The following is a 20,715-nucleotide window of genomic DNA, read 5'->3' on the forward strand; positions in this document are numbered from 1 at the left end:
GGCCGTCTGGCCATCCGGGGTCCCCGCCAGCGACGAGCGCAGCGAGCGAGCTTAAAGGCGGGGCAGAAGATTCCCAGGGCCGAAAAGGCAGCGTGGCGATGAATAGACGTTACCATCTCTTCGTCATCCTGGGGCGGAGCAGGCCGAAGGCCGTTGCGCAGACCCTGGGATCCATGCCGTGACCAAGCGGCAGCGCGATACGGCGCAGAACATCCCTCGTTCTGTTCCGCCGAACAACTCCCAAGCGTCACGGCATGGATCCTCGGGTCGCGCCTTTCGCTGCGCTCAGGCTTGCCCGAGGATGACGAAAGGAAAAAAGCGATGTGTCCCTTATCGCTCCCCAAGCGGCACGAAGAAGCGTCCCCGCCAGCGACGAGCGCAGCGGGCGGGCAAACTACCGGTCGATGCGTGTCGACAGGACGATCGACGACAGCGTGCGCTCGACGCCTTCCAGCGCGCCGATCTCGTCCAGCAATCCGTCGAGGTCGCTGATCGACGGCGACTCGACGATGACGATCATGTCGAAGCTGCCGCTGACGGAATGCAGGGTGCGCACCGACGATAGCGCCTTCAGGCTGCGCACCACCTTGTCGGCAAGCTTGGGCGTGACGGTCAACAGCACATGCGCCCGCACCAGCCCCTGTTCGTATTCCGGCGAAAGCCTGACCCCGTAGCCGGTGATGATGCCCCGCGCCTCGAGCCGGTCGATGCGGCTTTGCACCGTGGTGCGTGACACACCGAGCCGTCGCGCCAGTTCCGCCGTCGAGGCGCGGGCGTTTTCTCGCAGAAGCGCGATCAAAGCCTGATCGGCATTTGACATATCGACAAATCCATTCGTCGTTCTGTTCAAACTATAACATCGATACGACGAAACGCATACTTTCTTTCGTCAGGCAAGGTGAGATGATTCCGACACGGCTTTTCTGAAATCGAGGGTGTCGCCATGAAGGAAATCGTTGTCGTCGGAGCGGGCAAGATCGGATCGACCATTGCCGAAATGCTGGCCGCAACCGGCGACTATCGGGTCACCGTGGTGGACCGCTCGGCCGAACAGCTCGGCGCGATGGGGCTTTCCAGCCAGGTCGCCACGCTGGAACTGGATATCGCCGCCGGAGGCGCTCTCGAAAAAGCGTTGACCGGCAAGTTCGCCGTGCTGAGCGCCGCGCCCTTCCATCTCACCAAGCGCATCGCTGAGGCGGCGGCAGTGGCGGGCGTGCACTATCTCGACCTCACCGAGGACGTCGCTTCGACCCGAAGGGTGAAGGAACTGGCGCAAGACGCCAGGACCGCTTTCATCCCGCAATGCGGGCTGGCGCCGGGCTTCATCTCCATCGTCGCCAACGATCTCGCCAGCCGCTTCGACACGCTGGAGAGCGTGCGCATGCGGGTTGGCGCCCTGCCGCAATACCCCTCCAACGCGCTGAACTACAATCTGACCTGGAGCACGGACGGCGTCATCAACGAATACTGCGAGCCGTGCGAGGCGATCGTCGAGGGCGAACGGGTCGAAGTGCCGCCACTGGAGGAGCGCGAGGAGTTTTCGCTCGACGGCGTCACCTACGAAGCCTTCAACACTTCGGGCGGGCTAGGCACGCTGGCCGAAACGCTGAAGGGCAAGGTGCGCACGCTGAACTACCGCACCATCCGCTATCCCGGCCATGCCGCGATCATGAAGGCGCTGCTCAACGATCTCGGCCTGCGTCATCGCCGCGACGTGCTGAAGGATATCTTCGAAAGCGCGCTGCCGGCGACCATGCAGGACGTGGTCATTGTCTTTGTGACGGTGAGCGGCCGCAAGAACGGTCGCCTGCTGCAGGAGACCTACGCCAACAAGATCTACAGCCAAAGGGTCGGCGCAACGGTGCATTCGGCGATCCAGATCACCACCGCTTCCGCTATCTGCGCGGTGCTTGACATGCTGGCGGACGGCAGCCTGCCGGCCAAGGGTTTCGTGCGGCAGGAAGACATCAAGCTGGACAGTTTCCTCGCCAACCGCTTCGGCCGCGCTTATGCGCAGCATGAAATGGTTAGCCGGCTGGCAAGCTGATCGGCTTTAAAGCCGCCAAAGCTGTCGGCACCGCCGCGCTGTTGCCTGCAAATGTGGCAGCGTCCAACCTTTCAAATATGTAGCGCGCGGCCAAGCGCCTTGAGCGCGGCTTCCTGGAAAGCCTCGCCCTGCGTGGGGTGAGCGTGGATGGTGGCGGCGACGTCTTCAAGCCGGGCGCCCATTTCCAGCGCCAGGCCGAAGGCGGCTGACAGTTCCGACACGCCCTGGCCGACAGCCTGTATTCCAATGACAAGATGGTTGTCGGCACGCGCCACGATGCGCACGAAACCGTCCTCCGCCTGCCTGGTCATGGCGCGGCCATTGGCGGTGAATGGAAACTGGCCGACCTTGATTTCGCCGCCGAGTTTCTTCGCCTCCTCCGGCGAAAGCCCCGCCGTGACCAATTCGGGATCGGTGAAGCAGATGGCGGGGATGGCGCGCTTGTCCCAACTGCGCTTATGACCAGCAACGATCTCCGCCACCATCTCGCCTTGCGCCATGGCCCGGTGCGCCAGCATCGGTTCGCCGGTCACATCGCCAATGGCATAGATACCGCGCATTGAGGTGCGGCACTGGTCGTCGATGCGCAGGAAACGTCCGCTCATATCGAGGTCGATCTCCTCCAGCCCCCAGCCTTCGGTGACCGGCTTGCGTCCGACGGTGACCAGGATCCTGTCCGCAGCGATCTTGCGGTCCTTGCCGTCACCGGTTTCGATCAAAAGCGCTTCGTCCTTGCTCGACAGGCCCTTGGCCTTGGCACCGACAAGAACCTCGACGCCAAGATCGCCAAGCCGCTTGAGCACTGGACGGGTGAGTTCGGAGTCATATTGCACGAGCACGCGCGGCAAGGCCTCGACCACCGTGACCTTGGAACCCATCTTGGCAAGGGCCGTGCCAAGCTCCAACCCGATATAGCCGCCGCCGACAACCGCCAGGCGCTGCGGAACTTCATTCAGCGCCAGCGCTTCGGTTGACGAGATGACCTTGCCGCCGAATGGCAGGAACGGCAGTTCGACGGGAGCTGAGCCCGTTGCGATGACCACGTTCTCGGCCCGGATCACCTGCGTTCCGGTTTCCGTTTCTACCTCGACGGTCTTGCCGTCGCGGAACTTTGCCCAGCCCTGGACGTACTTGACCTTTCCCTTCTTCAGCAATGCGGCCACGCCGCTGTTAAGCCGGTTAACGATACTGTCTTTCCAGGCGATGGTCTTGCCAAGGTCGAGCGAGGGAGACTGCACTGAAATGCCGAGCGGGCTTGATGTCGGCGCCCAATGTTGCGCCTTTTCGTACTCTTCGGCCGCATGGATCAGCGCTTTAGACGGGATGCAGCCGACATTGAGACAGGTGCCTCCCGGCTTGCCGGCTTCGATGACCACCGTATCGATGCCGAGCTGGCCAGCACGAATGGCGCATACATAGCCGCCGGGGCCGGCGCCGATGACAAGCAGCTTGCAGGAAATGTCTTTCATAGGCCCATGTCTCACACTTCCACGAAGATCAGCGCCGGCGTTTCGAGCAGTGTCTTGATACGCTGGACGAATACGGCGGCGTCCCAGCCATCGATGACGCGATGATCGAAGCTGGACGACAGGTTCATCATCTTGCGCGGCACGAACTGGGCGCCGTCCCACATCGGCCGCACCATCATCTTGTTGACACCGATGATGGCGACTTCCGGGTGGTTGATGACCGGCGTGGTGACGATACCGCCCATGGCCCCCAACGAGGTGATGGTGATGGTCGAGCCGGAAAGCTCCTCGCGCGTTGCCGTACCCGCCTTGGCGGCGTCGGCGAGCCGATTGACCTCGGCGGCACAGTCCCAGAGATCGCGCGCTTCTGCGTGCCTGACCACCGGCACGACCAGACCGCTGGCAGTCTGCGCGGCAATGCCGACATGGACGCCGCCATGCTGGTGGATGATGCCGGCCTCGTCGTCGAACAGCGCGTTGAGTTGCGGCTGCTCGGCAATCGCCTTGACCATGGCGCGCATCAGGAAAGGCAGCAGCGTCAGCTTGGGCCTGTCCGTGCGCTTTTCCTTGTTGAGGTTGGCCCGCAATTCCTCCAGCGCCGTGACGTCGACTTCTTCGACGTAGGTGATGTGAGGAATGCGCGACTTGGCGATCTTCATCTTCTCGGCGATCTTGCGCCGCAGGCCGACGATCTTGATCTCCTCGATGGCATCATTGCGCGCCAGGCCCGAAACCTTGCCGATCTGCGGCCCGCGCGCGATGAAGGCGTCGAGGTCCTCATGACCGATCCGACCGGCCGGCCCGCTGCCGGCGACCTGTCTCAGGTCGATGCCGGCTTCCCTGGCCCGCAACCGGACCGCCGGCGAAGCCAGAGGCTTTTCGCCTTCCTGCCGGGGAGCACCGCGCATTGCGGGCACCGGTCCACCCCCACCCCCGGCCCCTCCCCGCGAGGAGGAGAGGGATTCGGGCTGCACCGGCTTCGTATCCTTGGCTTCCGACAAGGACGGGCCGGCCTGGGTGGATGCTGATGTGGCCGGTCCCCCGCCTCCTTGCGGGGAGGGACTAGGGGCGGGGGTATCCTTGGCCGCTTCATTCTGTGATGCGACCGCGCCGACATTGCCCTCACCCGCCACTTTCAGCCGCACGATCGGCGAGCCGATGGCAACGGTATCGCCGAGTTCAGCGCCGAGCCACAGGATCTCGCCATCGACCGGCGACGGGATTTCGACGGTTGCCTTGTCGGTCATGACAGCGGCAAGCACAGTGTCCTCGCGCACCATATCGCCGATCTTGACGTTCCATTCGACCAGTTCGGCCTCCGCGACGCCTTCGCCTACATCCGGAAGCTTGATGACAAACTCGCCCATATCAGGCCTCCATAGCCGCCACGAGTGCGCGACCGACACGGGCCGGGCCGGGGAAATAGTCCCACTCCTGCGCATGGGGATAGGGGGTGTCCCAGCCGGCGACGCGCGCCACCGGTGCTTCGAGGTGATAGAAACAATTCTCCTGCACAAGGCTCGCCAGTTCAGCGCCGAAACCGGAGGTCAGCGTGGCCTCATGCACGACGACGCAACGCCCGGTCTTCTTCACCGAAGCGACGATGGTGTCGAGATCAAGCGGCAGCAAAGTCCTCAGATCGATGATTTCCGCATCGATGCCGTTTTCTTCCGCCGCCGCCGCTGCCACATAGACCATAGTGCCATAGGCAAGCACGGTAAGCGCTGCGCCCGCACGGCGGATGGCCGCCCTGCCGAGCGGCACCGTATAGTGGCCATCGGCAACCTCGCCGAGTTCGTGCTTGGACCACGGCGTGACCGGCCGCTCGTGGTGACCGTCGAACGGGCCGTTGTAGAGACGCTTCGGCTCGAGGAAGATGACCGGATCGGGGTCTTCGATGGCGGAGATCAACAGGCCCTTGGCATCGTGGGGGTTGGAAGGAACCACCACCTTCAGGCCGGAAACGTGGGTGAACAGCGCCTCCGGGCTCTGGCTGTGGGTCTGGCCTCCGAAAATACCGCCGCCAGTGGGCATGCGGATGACGATCGGGCAGGTGAAATCGCCGTTGGAGCGGTAGCGAAGCCGCGCCGCCTCAGAAACGATCTGATCGTAGCCCGGATATACATAGTCGGCAAATTGGACTTCGACGCAAGGCCGCAGCCCGTAGGCGGCCATGCCGATGGCCGCACCGACGATACCCGATTCGTTGATGGGTGCATCGAAACAACGGCTGGAGCCGTACTTGGCCTGCAGGCCCTGCGTGCAGCGGAAGACGCCGCCGAAGAAGCCGACATCCTCACCGAACACGACGACATGCTCGTCGCGGCCCATGGAAACGTCCATGGCGTCGCGGATGGCTTCGATCATGGTCTTGCGTGGCATGATCAAACCCCCGCCTGCTGGCGCTGGCGTCTCAGATGCGGCGGCATCTCTTCATAGACGCCTTCGAACATGTCGCGGATCGAAGGCTTGTTGCCCGAATGCAGCGTGCCGTGGTTCTCGGCCTCTTTTTGAGCGGCAATGACCGTATCGAGGATTTCCGCCTCGGCCTGGGCATGCCGCTCGTCGGACCAGAGGCCGCGGTGGATGAGGTGGTTCTTCAATCGGATCACCGGATCGCCGAGCGGCCAGGCGTCGGACTCCGCCTTTGGCCGGTAAGCTGACGGGTCGTCAGACGTGGAATGTGCGCCGGCGCGGTAAGTTACATACTCGACCAGCGTCGGGCCGAGATTGCGGCGCGCCCGCTCGACCGCCCATTTAGCGACGGCGTGGACTGCGAGATAGTCGTTGCCGTCGACACGCAGCGCCGGAATGCCAAAGCCAAGGCCACGCGCCGCAAAAGTGCCGGACCCTCCGCGGGCGATACCCTGGAAGGTCGAAATGGCCCACTGGTTGTTGACGACGTTGAGAACGACCGGTGCCTTGTAGGTGGAGGCGAACACCAGTGCCGCGTGGAAGTCGGATTCGGCGGTCGAGCCGTCGCCAATCCAGCCGGCAGCGATGCGTTTGTCGCCGCTGATGGCGGACGCCATCGCCCAGCCGACCGCCTGGATGTATTGGGTGGCCAGGTTTCCGGAGATCGAGAAGAAGCCGTGTTCCTTCGATGAATACATGATCGGCAGTTGCCGCCCCTTCAGCGGGTCGGCTTCGTTCGAATAGATCTGGTTCATCATGGTGACCATCGGATAGCCGCCGGCGATGAGCAGGCCGGCCTGCCGATAGGTTGGGAAATTCATGTCTCCCGGCGCCAGCGCCTTGCGGAAGGCACAACTCACCGCTTCCTCACCCAGATGCTGCATGTAGAAGGACGTCTTGCCCTGGCGCTGCGCCATCTGCATGCGGGCATCGAACGTCCTGAGCGTCATCATGTGGCGCAGTCCCTCCAGCAACTCATCGTCGCTGAGCAGCCCCGCCCATGGTCCGACCGCTTCGCCGGAACGGTTGAGGACGCGAATGATGGAGAAGGCGAGATCGCGAATGGTGCGCGGATCGACGTCCACCTCCGGACGCGGCACCGAACCTGCCTTGGGAATTGTCACGTTCGAGAAATCCGGCGCCCCGCCCGGCCTTACTTCGGGTTCAGGAACGTGGAAGCGCAACATCCCAGCATCGGTCATGACCTGTCCTCCAATGTCGCTGCCGCCGAGTGTTGCACATTTGCGCGTGCGCATCAGCGCCAATTTCCGCGGCCTCGCGATGGCCACGGCCGATTTCAGCAGCGATTGCCGCGATAGTGGCAGGAATCCGAAGCAATTTCCCATTTTTCCGGGGAGCCGGTCGGCAACAAACGAAACGGCCGGGCGGTATGGCGTGGATGAAAGCTGCGCAGCCTCGTTTCCTGTGCAAGGGCGTTCGCGAGATGGCCAGGCTGTGCTAGGAGGCATCCATGGCACAGAAGAAAGCATTCGAGGTCGAAGCTTGGCTCAACCGTCCCGATCCGCGGATGGCGATCGTGTTGCTGTACGGCCCGGACCGCGGGCTGGTGGCGGAACGCGGTAAGGCTTTTGCCGAGCGCACCGGTTTGCCGCTCGACGATCCGTTCTCCGTGGTCAAGCTGGACGGCGCCGAGGTCGAGCGCGGCGACGGCCGCCTCCTGGACGAAGCGCGCACTGTGCCGATGTTTTCCGACCGCCGCCTTTTGTGGGTCCGCAACGCGGCCGGACAGAAGGGATTGGCCGATGACATCAAGGCCCTGGTTGCTGAACCTCCGCGCGACGCGATCATCCTTATCGAAGCCGGCGACCTCAAGAAGGGCGCAGGACTCCGGTCGATCGTGGAAGGCGCAGACGGGGCGATGGCATTGCCTTGCTATGCCGACGAAGGCCGCGACCTCGACGCCATTATCGATGACGAACTGCGCAAGTCTGGCATGACCATGGCCCTGGAGGCGCGGCAGGCGTTGCGCCGCAACCTTGGCGGCGACCGTCTGGCTTCACGCGGCGAAATCCAGAAACTGGCCCTTTATGCGCAGGGACAGGCTGAAATCATGCTGGACGACGTGAAAACCATGACCGGAGACGTCTCGGGTCAATCCTTCGACGATGCAGTCGATGCGATGCTCGAAGGACGGGTCGCCGATTTCGATTCCGCCTTCAGCCGCCAGAGCCAGGGCGGCGGCCAGGCCTTTTTGGCGCTTGCCGGCGCCATGCGCCAGTTTCAAGCCATTCACGCCATGCGTGGCGCAATGGAGGAAAGCGGCCGCAATGCGGCTTCGGTGGTTGCCGGCCATCGTCCGCCAGTCTTCTTCGCCCGGCGCAAATTGGTGGAAAGGACGCTGGAACGCTGGAACAGCGCAGCCATCGAGCGGGCGCTGGGTCGCCTGCAAACCGCGGTGCTGCAGACAAGGCGGCGGCCCGAACTGGCGACCGCCTTGGCGAGACAGGCTCTGCTGGGCATCGCGCTCGAAAGTCAACGGCTCAATCAGCGCTGATTATTAAGCGTTGCGGTTCGGCGTCGGTTTGACGCTTAGGGCGTGTCGCGATCTTTCAGATTCGCTGGCGCGTTCTAAGTGTTTGTTTTTATGATGTCGTTATCCAAAACAGATCCCCACTTTCGACGACATGCATTAGAATAATGCAAATACTGTGCCGGCTAAAAATACTACTGCTTTAGGCGGCGACACAAATCGTCCAGTTGCTCAAGCGTACGATAGGAAACACGAACTTCCCCGCCACGGTCCTTGTGAGCGATCGCGACCTTCATTCCGATCGTATCCGATAGCAGTTTTTCCAGTGCCTGCGTGTCGGCATCCTTCTCGGCCGGCGCAACGCGCCTAGTCTCGCGCTGGGCAGCGACTGGCATTTGCGCCAACGCTTCCGCTTGGCGCACCGACAGCCCATCCTCCACGATCCGCTTGGCCAGGCCAGCCGGATCGGCGGCGGTGACCAGCGTGCGCGCATGGCCAGCCGACAGCGCACCGTCGACCAGCATATCCCGGATAACATCCGGAAGCTTGAGCAATCTCAATGTGTTAGCGACGTGGCTGCGGCTTTTGCCGATAACCTGACCGAGATCCGCCTGGCTGTAACTGTGTTCATCGATGAGCTGCTGGTAGCCAAGCGCCTCTTCGACAGGATTGAGGTCGGCGCGCTGTACGTTCTCGATGATGGCGAGCTCCAGCGCCGTACGGTCGTTGACGTCGCGCACGATGACCGGAATGTCAACGAGGCCGGCACGCTGGGACGCGCGCCAGCGGCGTTCTCCGGCGATGATCTCGAAGTGGCCTTGTCGGGCGGGTGACGGCCGCACGACGACGGGTTGCACGATGCCGTGTTCGCGGATGGACTGAGCCAGATCCGTCAGTTCGGCATCACCGAAATGGCGGCGCGGATTTCTCGGATTGGGCGAGACGAATTCGATCGGCACCTTGCCATCGGCGCGCGGGGTCTCCTTCTCGGCAACGGCCGGGCGATCCATCTCACCAATCAGTGCCGCCAAGCCCCGTCCCAGCCGCTTTCTCGAAAGGTCTTCGCTCATCGTCTACTCTGGTTGTTTCGTTATCGAATCGAATTCAGGCGGCGCGCAAACGGCGTTCCCGCCTTATGACTTCCGACGCCAACTGCAAATAGGCCTGACTTCCGGAACATTTCAGATCGTAGAGAATGGCCGGCTTGCCATAGGACGGGGCCTCCGAAACACGCACATTCCTTGGAATTACTGTTTCATAGACCTTTTCGCCCATATGCGCCCGCACGTCCTGCACCACCTGGTTGGCCAGATTGTTGCGCCCATCGTACATGGTCAGCACGATGCCCTGGATCTCCAGTTGCGGGTTGATCGAGCCGCGCACCTGTTCGACGGTTTCGAGAAGCTGGCTGAGGCCCTCAAGTGCGAAGAACTCGCACTGCAACGGCACCAGCACCGAATCGGCAGCCGCCATCGAGTTCAGCGTCAACAGATTGAGCGACGGCGGGCAATCGATCAGTACGTAAGTGAACAGCGGTGCGCGTTCTGCCGAGGCCCGCAGGGCATTGCGGAGGCGCAAGACGCGATCAGGCGCAGAGGCAATTTCCATCTCGACACCGAGCAGATCCAGCGTCGAAGGCACGATCGAAAGACCGGGCACCGCCGTCGGCATCGCTGCCGCCTCAAGGTCGAGTTCGCCGGTCAGCACATCATAGGACGAGACGTTGCGATCGCGCCGATCGATGCCAAGGCCGGTGCTCGCATTGCCTTGCGGGTCGAGGTCGACGATGAGCACATTCTCGCCGATGGCGGCCAGCGCCGTCGCCAGGTTGATGGCCGTCGTCGTCTTGCCAACACCGCCCTTCTGGTTGGCGACGGTGATGATTCGGGGGCCGGTCTTGATCATGCTATTTTGCCAGAAATTCATTCCGATAGCCGGGCATGTTCATGTGGCGCGCAAATTGCGAAGTTCGAGCACGACACCCTCGGTATCGGTCGCACTGGCATGTTCTATCAGATCGAATGTCCATCGGTGAGTGCTTTCTTCGACTTCCAACCGGTAATCCCGACCTTTGTGGAAGAGCCCGCAAGCGCCGGTAGCCAGCCATGGTTCCACCAATTTAAGGAGCGGCGGCAGGGGGGCCAGTGCTCTGGCCGTTACGATTTGCGGTGGGGCAATCAAATCATATGTGTCGTCGATACGGCGCGCGTGAACATGAGCCGGGAGATCGAACTCCCCGACCATCGCTTGAAGGAAGCCCGCTTTCTTGCGGTTGCTTTCGACTAGATCGATGCTGCCGTTCCGTTCGCGCAACAAGAATGCCAGGACGAGTCCCGGAAAGCCTCCGCCGGAGCCGATATCCAGCCAGCGTTGAGCGCTTGGCTCTATCCGGGCGAGTTGGGCACTGTCCAATATGTGCCGCCTCCACACATTCTCAACCGTAGACGAAGCCGCCAGGTTGATACGTTGGTTCCATTTCAGGAAGGTTTGCTCGAACCGCAGCAGATCCTCGAATGTTTCACGTGAAACCGGCCCGGCAACAGCGCAAAGGCTCTTGAATTGCCGATCAGTCACGCCGCACCCTTTCGGGCCAAAATCTCGCTATTACGGACGTGTGCAACTATGATGGCAAGCGCCGCCGGCGTCATCCCGTCCATTCTCTGGGCATCGGCAATCGAACGTGGCTTGCGCTGCTTGATCTTCTGCTTAAGCTCGTTGGACAGGCCCGGTACCTGTGAAAAATCCATTTCCGTTGGGATGAGGCGCGCTTCTTCATGCCGCATCCGCTGGACATCGGCGCGTTGCCGGTCGAGATAAACGGCATATTTCGATTCGGTTTCAAGCGCCTCCGCTGTCTTGCTACCAATCGACGCAAAAGCCGGTTCGACCCTGACCAGCCAGGCTACGTCGACGCCGGCATAAGCCAGCAACTCGTAACCCGAGCGACGAACGCCATCCTTGTTGACATCAAGACCATGGTGCGCCGCCTCGCTGGGTGTAAGCTTCACACTTTGCGCCAGCGTGCGTGCTTCATCGAGCAACCGCCGCGAATTCTCAAAGCGTCTGGTCCGCTCGGCGGAGGTGATACCCAGCCGGATCGCCAGGGGTGTCAACCGTTCGTCGGCGTTGTCGGCACGCAATGACAAGCGGAATTCGGCTCGGGACGTAAACATCCGATATGGCTCGACGATGCCGCGACTGGTCAGATCGTCAACCAGGACGCCGAGATAGGCCTCCGTGCGACTGACCGTCAAAGCCTCACCGCCGGAAGCGTTAAGAGCCGCATTCAAACCGGCCAGCAAACCTTGCGCTGCAGCCTCCTCGTAACCCGTGGTGCCGTTGATCTGGCCGGCCAAAAACAAGCCTTTGACCCGCCTTGCCTCAAGTGTCGGTTCAAGTTCGCGCGGGTCGACATGATCGTATTCAATGGCGTAGCCGGGTTGCAGCATCACGGCCTGCTCGAGACCGGGAATGGTCTTCAGGATATCGAGTTGGACGTCTTCCGGAAGCGACGTCGAGATACCGTTCGGATACACCGTGTGATCGTCGAGCCCTTCCGGTTCGAGAAAAATCTGATGGCCGTCGCGATCGCCGAATTTGACGATCTTGTCCTCGATCGACGGACAATAGCGCGGCCCGATCCCTTCGATCGAGCCGGAATACATTGCCGACCGGCCGAGATTGCTCCTGACAAGGTCATGGGTGGCGGCCGTCGTCCGCGTGATTCCGCATTCGATCTGAGGCGTGGTGATTTTGTCGGTCAACAAGGAGAATGGTACGGCGACGTCATCGGCCGCCTGCATGTGCAACGAAGCCCAGTCGATAGTCCGCCCGTCCAAACGCGGCGGCGTTCCGGTCTTGAGACGCCCAAGGGCAAAGCCGGCACGCGTCATCGAAGCCGACAACCCGACTGAAGCCCGTTCGTTCATCCGGCCGGCCACGATCTTGCGCCCACCGATATGGATCAATCCGCGCAAGAAGGTTCCAGTCGTGAGGACGACCGAGCCGCATGTGAGGCGGCGGCCATCAGCCATCACAACCGCGCGAACACGGTCATTCTCGATATCGAAATCGAACACCTCGCCTTCGACAACAGTCAATCCGTCCTGTTCTCGGATGGCCTCTTGCATGGCCAGCCGGTACAGCTTGCGGTCCGCCTGCGTGCGCGGCCCGCGCACCGCTGGTCCCTTGCGGCGATTAAGCATCCGGAACTGGATGCCGGCCTGGTCGGCAACCCGACCCATCAGGCCGTCCATCGCATCGATTTCCCGGACCAGATGACCCTTGCCAAGGCCACCGATGGCAGGATTGCAGGACATGACCCCGATTGTATCGAAACGCAAAGTGACGAGCGCCGTTTTAGCGCCAGCGCGCGCAGAAGCGCTTGCCGCTTCGCATCCCGCATGGCCGCCGCCAACGACGATTACGTCGAAGTTTTCCCGCATCGAATAAATCCCTGGAGTCGCAGCTCGTCACATGTGCCGAGCTATGGCTCCTGTCAATAGTTTGCGCCGCAATTATGTTTCACGTGAAACATGGATTCCATCCTGGGATCGCCGGCCCCAGTGTTTCACGTGAGTCATCGATATGTCCTGCTCCGCCAGCGTTTCACGTGAGTCACTTGCCGATGCAAAACTGAGAGAATATGACGTCAAGCAAATCTTCGACGTCAACCGAGCCGACAATTCGGCCAAGCCGGTCTCCGGCCAGCCGTAACTCCTCTGCTTGCAACTCCAGCATATGGCTGCCAGCCTTCATTGAGTTGCACAAATGTTTACGTGAACCCTCCAAAAGCTCGATATGACGCAGCTTTGACGGCAATGTGTCCCCGCTTGCAGTCGCCTGCTCCGAAGCCCTGCGGCCAAGTTCGTTGACCAGTTCTGTCAGGCCTTCGCCGCTGACAGCAGAAATTCGGATGTCGTAGCGCCCACCTTCCCCTTCCTTAGTCAGATCTAGTTTCGTACCGACCTGCATCACTGGGGCCGTCAGCCAACTGGTGTCGACACGGACGGGAGCGGACATATCCTCAAGCGCCAGAACCAAGTGGGCTTCGCCACCCCTGGCCCGCGCGCGATCGATTCCGATGGTTTCCACCTTTCCTGCGCCGTCGCGCAAACCAGCGGTGTCGGTGACACGTACCTTGAACCCGTCGATATCGAGCAGGACCTCCAACAGGTCGCGCGTCGTCCCTGGTTCATCGCTGACGATCGCCGCTTCGCGCCGCGCCAGCGCATTGAACAGGCTGGATTTACCGGCATTTGGCGCGCCGAGAATGACCACGTCGAAACCATCCTGGATGATTTCAGCTGCAGCGAAGCCTTTGATGTGATCGGCAATCTCTTCTGCTAATCGGGCAACATCTGACCAGACCGATTGCGCCACCGAGCCAGGCACATCGTCTTCATCGGCAAAGTCGATATCGGCCTCGATCATCGCCCGGGCATGGACGATCCGATCTCGCCAGCCTGAATAAAGCGCGCTTTGAACACCATCGGCATTTCTCAGCGCGAAACGACGCTGCGCCTCGGTCTCGGCGTTGACGAGATCGGCCAGCGCTTCAGTCTGGACAAGATCGAGTTTGCCATTGAGGAAAGCCCGGCGCGTGAATTCACCTGGATCGGCATTTCGCAGACCGGGCAGCGACGTAATCATCTGCAAGATGGCGTGGACCACGGCTGAGCCACCATGCACTTGAAATTCAACGATATCTTCGCCGGTGAAGCTGTTGGGGCCAGCAAAGAAAACTACCAAGGCCCTGTCAAGGACCTCACCATTGCGCCGGGTCAGCTTGCGATACGCGGCCGTACGTTCCATCGGCACGACGCCCGCAATCGTTTCGATAACGAATCGACTATGCGGTCCGGAAACGCGGATGACCGCAACTCCAGCCGGCAGGCGTCCGCTGGACAGCGCCACAATGGAATCACCGAATATCATTTGCTCCACCAGACGATCCGCCCTAGCCTCTGTGTCTCACTGTCCAGCAAAATTGATTGCCCCGTGCCCTTACCGCCGCAAAACCTTCTCGCCCGCGAAGCGAGCCCTTACCTCCAGCAGCATGCCGCCAACCCAGTGCATTGGCGCGGCTGGTCGCCTTCTGCCCTCGAAGAAGCAAGAATGCTTGACCGCCCGATCCTGCTTTCGATTGGCTATGCCGCCTGCCACTGGTGCCATGTCATGGCCCATGAGAGTTTCGAGAACCACGACATAGCCGGCGTCATGAACCGTCTCTTCGTCAACATCAAGGTCGACCGCGAAGAACGCCCCGACATCGACCAAGTGTTCATGGCGGCTCTTTCGGCAATGGGGGAACAAGGCGGCTGGCCCCTGACGATGTTCCTGACGCCAGATGGCAAGCCATTTTGGGGCGGTACCTATTTTCCGCCGGAACCGCGCTACGGCCGCCCCGGGTTCGTGCAGGTCATGGAGGCCATCGACAAGGCATGGCACGAGAAGCGCGACAGCCTCGCACAGAGCGCCGAAGGCCTGACCTCGCATGTCGGTGCCCGGCTGAGCGCCACACACGGCAAGGGCCGTATCACCGCCGAAACCTTGACCACGCTGGCAGGCGGCATCCACGGCATGATCGACCTGCAGCAAGGCGGACTAAAGGGAGCACCGAAGTTTCCCAATGCGCCTTTTATTCATGCCCTATGGCTGTCATGGTTGAAATCAGGGAACAGCCGGCATCAGGAAGCTGTTATCCTTAGCCTTGAAAAGATGTTGCAAGGCGGCATCTACGACCACATCGGCGGCGGGCTCAGCCGCTATTCGACGGATGCCTTATGGCTGGTGCCGCATTTTGAAAAGATGCTCTACGACAATGCCCAATTGCTGCGCATGTGCAACTGGGCCTTCGCGCAGACCGGCAATCAATTGTTCCGGATACGAATCGATGAAACCGTCGCGTGGCTTCTACGAGAGTTGAGAGTGGAAGAGGGGGCGTACGCGTCCAGCCTTGATGCCGATAGCGAAGGCGAGGAGGGGCTTTTCTATACATGGAAGGAGAGCGAGGTCGAAGGCGCGCTCGGTTCCGATTCTGCTTTGTTTTTTGACTATTTTGCCCTGGGCAAGCCCCCCAACTGGGAAGGCAAGCCGATAATTCACCAGACCGCTGAACAAAGCCGTCGCGCCCTGCAGAATGCCGGCCTCGTTGCACAGTTGAAACAACGGATGCTGGCAACAAGGGAAACACGCGTGCGGCCGGGGCGCGACGGAAAGATCCTTACCGACTGGAACGGCCTGGCGATCACGGCACTGGCTGAATGCGGCCGCCGCTTCGCTAAGCCCGGCTGGATTGCGGCGGCGGAAGCCGCCTTCGACCAGATTACGCGTTCGGCATTTGATGGGCGCCTGCCGCATTCGGCCCTTGGCGCGAAGAAGCTGTTTCCGGCGCTGTCCAGCGACTATGCCGCCATGGCCAACGCCGCCATAGCCCTGTTCGAAGCGACCGGCGATCCGGCCTATATCGAACAGGCACGTTCCTTCATCATCCAATTAGACCTTTGGTATGGCGACGGACAAGGCAATGGCTACTACCTGTCCGCTTCCGACAGCCAGGACGTGCCAATCCGCATCCGCGGCGATGTCGACGAAGCGATCCCATCTGCCACCAGCCAGATCATCGAGGCATTGGTGAGGTTGGCGACAGTTACCGGCGATATTGCCTTGCAGGACAAGGCCTGGACGGTGGCAGAGCACGCTGCCGGCCGCGCCGAGCATCAGGCCTACGGCCAGGTCGGCATTCTCAATGCCTGCGAACTGGCGCTGGAGCCACGCAAGCTGATCCTGGTGGATGATCCGCACAAGCCAAGGTTCGTTCCGGTAGCGAATCGGATTCCCGACCCGCGCCGGATCGACATTGTTGTTGCTGTCGGTGCGACAAATGACCTTGTCAATTTGCCTAGTGCCGCAGCACCACCAACCACAGCACCCGCAGCGTATCTATGTACGGGGCAGTTCTGCCTACCGGCGATCACAGACCCGACCCAACTCGAGGCCGAACTTCTTTCCATAATGCAAGAAAACACAGCTTAGCCGCGTTCCTTGAACAAATACACCTTGATCAGGTGTTCATCGAATCAAAGAAGTCGCCGTTGGTCTTGGTCTGCTTGAGCTTGTCGATCAGGAATTCGATCGCATCTGTCGTGCCCATCGGGGCCAAGATTCGGCGAAGCACGAAGATCTTCTGCAGGTCGGCTTTCGCCACCAGCAGGTCTTCCTTGCGGGTGCCAGACTTGAGGATGTCCATTGCCGGATAGATGCGCTTGTCGGCCACCTTGCGGTCGAGCACGATTTCCGAGTTGCCGGTGCCCTTGAATTCTTCGAAGATGACTTCGTCCATGCGGCTGCCGGTATCGATCAGCGCGGTTGCGATGATGGTCAGCGATCCACCTTCCTCGATATTGCGTGCCGCACCGAAGAATCGCTTCGGCCGCTGCAGCGCATTGGCGTCGACACCACCGGTCAAGACCTTGCCCGATGACGGCACCACTGTGTTGTAGGCACGGCCAAGGCGGGTGATCGAATCGAGCAGGATGACGACGTCGCGGCCATGCTCGACCAGACGTTTGGCCTTTTCGATGACCATTTCGGCGACTTGCACGTGCCGGACAGCCGGTTCGTCAAAGGTCGAGGAAACCACCTCGCCCTTCACCGAGCGCTGCATGTCGGTCACTTCTTCCGGACGCTCGTCGATCAGGAGAACGATGAGATAGCATTCCGGGTGGTTGGTGGTGATGGAGTGGGCGATGTTCTGCAACAGCACCGTCTTGCCGGTGCGCGGCTGCGCCACGATCAATGCGCGCTGGCCCTTGCCGAGCGGCGCCACCAGATCGATGACGCGCGGCGAAATATCCTTGGAAGTCGGATGTTCCATCTCCATACGCAGCCGCTGCGTCGGATAGAGCGGCGTAAGATTGTCGAAATGAATCTTGTGGCGGATCTTCTCAGGGTCATCGAAATTGATCGTGTTGACCTTGAGCAGCGCAAAGTAGCGCTCGCCTTCCTTCGGGCTGCGAATCGGGCCTTCGACGGTGTCACCCGTCTTCAATGAAAAACGCCGTATCTGCGAAGGTGAAATGTAGATGTCGTCCGGACCGGGGAGGTAGTTGGCGTTGGCCGAACGCAGGAAGCCGAATCCATCTTGGAGCACCTCGACCACGCCATCGCCGATGATCTCGATGTCCTGGGCCGCGAGTTTCTTCAGGATGGCAAACATCAACTCCTGCTTGCGCATCACGCTGGCGTTCTCGACCTCCAGCGTTTCCGCGTAAGCAATCAGCTCCGGCGGCTTCTTGTTCTTGAACTCTGCGAGTTTCATTTCCTGCATGGACGGACTCTGGGCGTATTTAAGGGGGATTCGACAGGCGCGATGATTGCCGGGCGCGGGCGGTGAAACAGGCAGCGCTGGCGGGAAGGAAGAATTGCCTTTTATCGCCAGCCCACCAAAAGAGCAAGCAGGCTTTTGCGGCCCGTCCGTCAGAACGGCTTCACGATCACCAGGATCACGATCACAACCATCAGCAATGTGGGTGTTTCATTGACGATGCGCCAGTGGCGCGCCGACTTTTCGTTACGATCCTCGGCAAATTTGCGCACCGCCGCCGACAAATAGCCATGCACTGCCGACAACGCCAGCACGGCCGCCAGCTTGGCATGCAGCCAGCCGCCAGCAAAGCCAAAACCCTTCCATGCGAGCCACAGGCCGAACACCCAGGCAACGATCATCGCCGGGTTGATGATGGCGCGCAGCAAGCGCCGTTCCATCACCTTGAACGTTTCCGACTGGACCGAACCCTTTTCGGCGGCAACGTGGTAAACGAGCAGGCGCGGTAGGTAGAGCATGCCGGCCATCCACGAAATGACGGCAATGACATGGATCGCCTTCGCCCATGGGTAGAACTCGTCAGGCGCCAGCACGAACAGCACCGCCGTAAGCACGATAAGAAGTGTGATCGACAACACTGCACGCTTGGCGGCTGTACCGACGCCGGTTTCCCTGCCGTCCAGAACCATCAGCCGTTCCTCACCTGCTTTACCATTGCCCAGACGTTCTCGATCGGCGTTTCGGGCACGATGCCATGGCCGAGATTGAACACGAACGGGCCTTGCCCCAGCGCCTTCAAGATACCATCGACACCCTCGGCAAGGGCCTTGCCGCCGGCGACCAGCCGGAGCGGATCGAGATTGCCCTGCACCGCGCCTTCCCGCTGCAGCCCCCTCGCCTCGGACAACGGCACTGTCCAGTCGAGCCCCAGCGCCGTAACGCCGGTCTTCTGCCGATAGGACGCGTAGTTGAAACCGGCCCCCTTCGGAAAGCCGATGATCGGGACCGTCGGATGCGCAAGCCGCACCTGGCGCACGATCTCAGCAACTGGGCGAACACAGAACGCCTCGAAGGAGGGTTCATCCAGCACCCCCGACCAGGAATCGAAGATCTGCACCACATCGGCACCGGCTTCGATCTGCTTGATCAGGTAAGCAGCCGACTGTTCGGCCAGCATCTTCAAAAGCCTACTGAAAGCTTCCGGCTCGCGATAAGAGAACAGTCTGGCCGGCGCCTGGTCCGGCGTGCCACGCCCAGCGATCATATAGGTCGCGACCGTCCACGGCGCACCGCAAAAGCCGATCAGCGTCGTTTCGGATGGCAATTTTTCGCGCAAGCGCCGCACGGTTTCGTAGACCGGTGCCAGATTCACGTGAAACGTTTCCGGATTGAGATCAGCAATTCCGGCCGCCGTGATCGGCGTCAACAATGGCCCATGCCCCTCTTCAAAGCGAAGGTCACGGCCAAGTGCGTGCGGCACCACCAGGATATCGGAAAACAAGATCGAGGCGTCAAAGCCGAACCGTTCGATCGGCTGCAAGGTTACTTCGACAGCCCTGTCCGGGTTGTAGCAAAGATCGAGAAAGGAACCTGCGTTTTTTCGCGTCTCGCGATACTCCGGCAGATAGCGACCTGCCTGGCGCATCATCCAGAGCGGCGGCGGATAGACCGCTTCGCCATTGAGCACTTCCACTACGACCCGCTTTGCGCTCATCACTCTCACTTTCGAGGAAAGCTCTAAAATAAAATATCTATATGAAAGATATTTCTGATTCTTAGAGTCTGTTGGTTGTGGTGATTACCACCTTTCCCGAATAGCCGCTTCAAAAGCCAGCCAGCATTTTGTCGCGACTTCGTTTCGACTCCTGGGACAACCATGGGGACAGCTTGAATTCGATGTTTTGAATCAAAGTGATCGGCCCTCGGCCAGGACGAGCACTTCTGGGGATAAAAAACCCGATCGGAGGCGGTTCCCGTAGTTGTCCCCAGCCCGGATGCGAACTTTACTGCAGAGCGAATTGTGGACAAACCGCCATCTGATACAGTCGCCCCTCGAGCGGAGACGGAATTGTCCCGTCCGTCCACACTAACCCACAGAGCCGGATGTAATTTGTGAACAAGCCGCAAAGTTTCTTCCATCTGCACCTGATTTCTGATGCGACCGGCGAAACGCTTCTGGCGGCAGGCCGTGCCGCCTCGGCGCAATACAAGGATGCGCGGGCCATCGAGCATATCTATCCGCTGATCCGGACCGAGAAGCAGCTGTCCAAGGTATTCGAAGACATCGAGCAGGAGCCGGGCATCATCCTCTATACGATTGTCGACCAGAGCCTGGCAGGCATCATTGACGAGCACTGTGCAACGATGGGCCTGCCGTGCGTGTCGGTGCTGGAGCCGGTGCTTGCTGTCTTCCAGTCCTATCTCGGCACCCCGGCCGGCCGCCGCGTCGGCGCCCAGCACGTTCTGGACGCGGACTATTTCAGGCGTATCGATGCGCTCAATTTCACCATGGAGCATGATGACGGCCAGTTGCCGATAGATATGGACGATGCCGATATCGTGCTGATCGGCATATCCCGCACCTCGAAGACGCCGACCAGCATCTATCTTGCCAATCGCGGCATCAAGACCGCGAACATTCCCATCGTGCTCGGAGTGCCGGTGCCGGAGAGCCTGGTCAACGCCAAGAAGCCGCTGATCGTCGGCCTGATCGCGACTGCCGAGCGCATCTCGCATGTTCGCCAGAATCGGGTGCTCGGCAATACTTCGGGCTATGAAGGCAATCACTATATCGACCGTTCCGCGATCACCGAGGAACTTGCCTATGCCCGCAAGATCTGCACGCGCTACAACTGGCCGATGATCGATGTCAGCCGCCGCTCGATAGAGGAAACCGCCGCAGCAATCGTTGCCCTGCGCAACAAGACGCGCTAGTTCCGCCGGTACCGGCGAAATCGAAGACATC

17 protein-coding genes are annotated in these 20,715 nt (G+C 60.8%); 4 read left to right on the forward strand and 13 right to left on the reverse strand.

The window, feature by feature from the left end:
• Positions 1-394: 394 nt before the first annotated feature.
• Positions 395-820, reverse strand: coding sequence for an Lrp/AsnC family transcriptional regulator (locus ASD64_RS07220; protein ID WP_056102936.1), 426 nt, complete (start codon positions 818-820; stop codon positions 395-397).
• Positions 821-943: 123 nt separating this feature from the next.
• Between ASD64_RS07220 and ASD64_RS07225 the strand changes: the two genes are divergently transcribed.
• Positions 944-2,047 carry a saccharopine dehydrogenase family protein gene (locus tag ASD64_RS07225; protein ID WP_056102939.1) on the forward strand — a complete coding sequence of 368 codons (1,104 nt, stop codon included), beginning with the start codon at positions 944-946 and terminating at the stop codon, positions 2,045-2,047.
• A gap of 71 nt (positions 2,048-2,118) precedes the next feature.
• Here ASD64_RS07225 and lpdA read toward each other — a convergent pair whose 3' ends face one another.
• Genes lpdA through ASD64_RS07245 form a run of 4 tightly spaced genes read right to left on the reverse strand, consistent with a single transcriptional unit; the run spans position 2,119 to position 7,133 of the window.
• Positions 2,119-3,516, reverse strand: a complete 1,398-nt coding sequence (lpdA, locus tag ASD64_RS07230; protein WP_056102943.1) for a dihydrolipoyl dehydrogenase — start codon at positions 3,514-3,516, stop codon at positions 2,119-2,121.
• Between the two features lie 11 nt (positions 3,517-3,527).
• Positions 3,528-4,883, reverse strand: coding sequence for a dihydrolipoamide acetyltransferase family protein (locus ASD64_RS07235; RefSeq protein WP_056102946.1), 1,356 nt, complete (start codon positions 4,881-4,883; stop codon positions 3,528-3,530).
• Position 4,884: 1 nt separating this feature from the next.
• Positions 4,885-5,898: an alpha-ketoacid dehydrogenase subunit beta gene (locus ASD64_RS07240; protein WP_056102949.1), complete on the reverse strand. Its 1,014-nt coding sequence runs from the start codon at positions 5,896-5,898 to the stop codon at positions 4,885-4,887.
• Between the two features lie 2 nt (positions 5,899-5,900).
• A complete protein-coding gene (locus ASD64_RS07245; RefSeq protein ID WP_056103069.1) occupies positions 5,901-7,133 on the reverse strand; it encodes a 3-methyl-2-oxobutanoate dehydrogenase (2-methylpropanoyl-transferring) subunit alpha in 1,233 nt (410 codons plus the stop codon).
• Between the two features lie 269 nt (positions 7,134-7,402).
• Here ASD64_RS07245 and holA point away from each other — a divergent pair, with 269 nt between their 5' ends.
• Entirely contained in the window at positions 7,403-8,446 is a 1,044-nt protein-coding gene (gene holA / locus ASD64_RS07250) for a DNA polymerase III subunit delta (RefSeq protein ID WP_056102952.1), read from the forward strand.
• A 170-nt stretch (positions 8,447-8,616) separates the two neighbouring features.
• On the opposite strand, the gene ASD64_RS07255 is transcribed toward holA, so the two are convergent.
• The 5 genes from ASD64_RS07255 to mnmE all read right to left on the reverse strand — a co-directional run bounded on the left by ASD64_RS07255 (position 8,617) and on the right by mnmE (position 14,359).
• Positions 8,617-9,492 carry a ParB/RepB/Spo0J family partition protein gene (locus ASD64_RS07255; protein ID WP_056102955.1) on the reverse strand — a complete coding sequence of 292 codons (876 nt, stop codon included), beginning with the start codon at positions 9,490-9,492 and terminating at the stop codon, positions 8,617-8,619.
• Between the two features lie 34 nt (positions 9,493-9,526).
• Complete coding sequence (locus ASD64_RS07260) at positions 9,527-10,327, reverse strand: ParA family protein (protein ID WP_056103074.1); 801 nt, start codon at positions 10,325-10,327, stop codon at positions 9,527-9,529.
• Between the two features lie 39 nt (positions 10,328-10,366).
• The gene (gene rsmG, locus ASD64_RS07265) at positions 10,367-10,996 is read right to left on the reverse strand and encodes a 16S rRNA (guanine(527)-N(7))-methyltransferase RsmG (RefSeq protein ID WP_056102956.1); all 630 of its coding nucleotides are present in this window, start codon (positions 10,994-10,996) and stop codon (positions 10,367-10,369) included.
• Positions 10,993-12,867 (reverse strand): tRNA uridine-5-carboxymethylaminomethyl(34) synthesis enzyme MnmG, encoded by a 1,875-nt coding sequence (mnmG, locus tag ASD64_RS07270; protein ID WP_056102959.1) that lies wholly within the window; start codon positions 12,865-12,867, stop codon positions 10,993-10,995. Before mnmG ends, rsmG begins: the two co-directional genes overlap by 4 nt.
• 172 nt (positions 12,868-13,039) lie before the next feature.
• Positions 13,040-14,359, reverse strand: coding sequence for a tRNA uridine-5-carboxymethylaminomethyl(34) synthesis GTPase MnmE (gene mnmE / locus ASD64_RS07275; RefSeq protein ID WP_056102961.1), 1,320 nt, complete (start codon positions 14,357-14,359; stop codon positions 13,040-13,042).
• Between the two features lie 63 nt (positions 14,360-14,422).
• On the opposite strand from mnmE, the gene ASD64_RS07280 reads away from it, so the two are divergent.
• Positions 14,423-16,459: a thioredoxin domain-containing protein gene (locus ASD64_RS07280; protein ID WP_056102964.1), complete on the forward strand. Its 2,037-nt coding sequence runs from the start codon at positions 14,423-14,425 to the stop codon at positions 16,457-16,459.
• 28 nt (positions 16,460-16,487) lie between these two features.
• Here the strand turns inward: ASD64_RS07280 and rho are convergent, their stop codons facing one another.
• The 3 genes from rho to hemE form a co-directional block, all read right to left on the reverse strand.
• Positions 16,488-17,753, reverse strand: a complete 1,266-nt coding sequence (gene rho, locus ASD64_RS07285) for a transcription termination factor Rho (protein ID WP_156460049.1) — start codon at positions 17,751-17,753, stop codon at positions 16,488-16,490.
• A 149-nt stretch (positions 17,754-17,902) separates the two neighbouring features.
• The gene (hemJ, locus tag ASD64_RS07290; RefSeq protein ID WP_056102968.1) at positions 17,903-18,439 is read right to left on the reverse strand and encodes a protoporphyrinogen oxidase HemJ; all 537 of its coding nucleotides are present in this window, start codon (positions 18,437-18,439) and stop codon (positions 17,903-17,905) included.
• A complete protein-coding gene (gene hemE, locus ASD64_RS07295; RefSeq protein ID WP_056102970.1) occupies positions 18,439-19,464 on the reverse strand; it encodes a uroporphyrinogen decarboxylase in 1,026 nt (341 codons plus the stop codon). Before hemE ends, hemJ begins: the two co-directional genes overlap by 1 nt.
• 398 nt (positions 19,465-19,862) lie before the next feature.
• Between hemE and ASD64_RS07300 the strand changes: the two genes are divergently transcribed.
• Complete coding sequence (locus ASD64_RS07300; RefSeq protein ID WP_056102974.1) at positions 19,863-20,684, forward strand: pyruvate, water dikinase regulatory protein; 822 nt, start codon at positions 19,863-19,865, stop codon at positions 20,682-20,684.
• Positions 20,685-20,715: the final 31 nt, after the last annotated feature.

Origin of the sequence: Mesorhizobium sp. Root157 (assembly GCF_001427385.1) — a bacterium.
Taxonomy (GTDB): Bacteria; Pseudomonadota; Alphaproteobacteria; order Rhizobiales; family Rhizobiaceae; genus Mesorhizobium.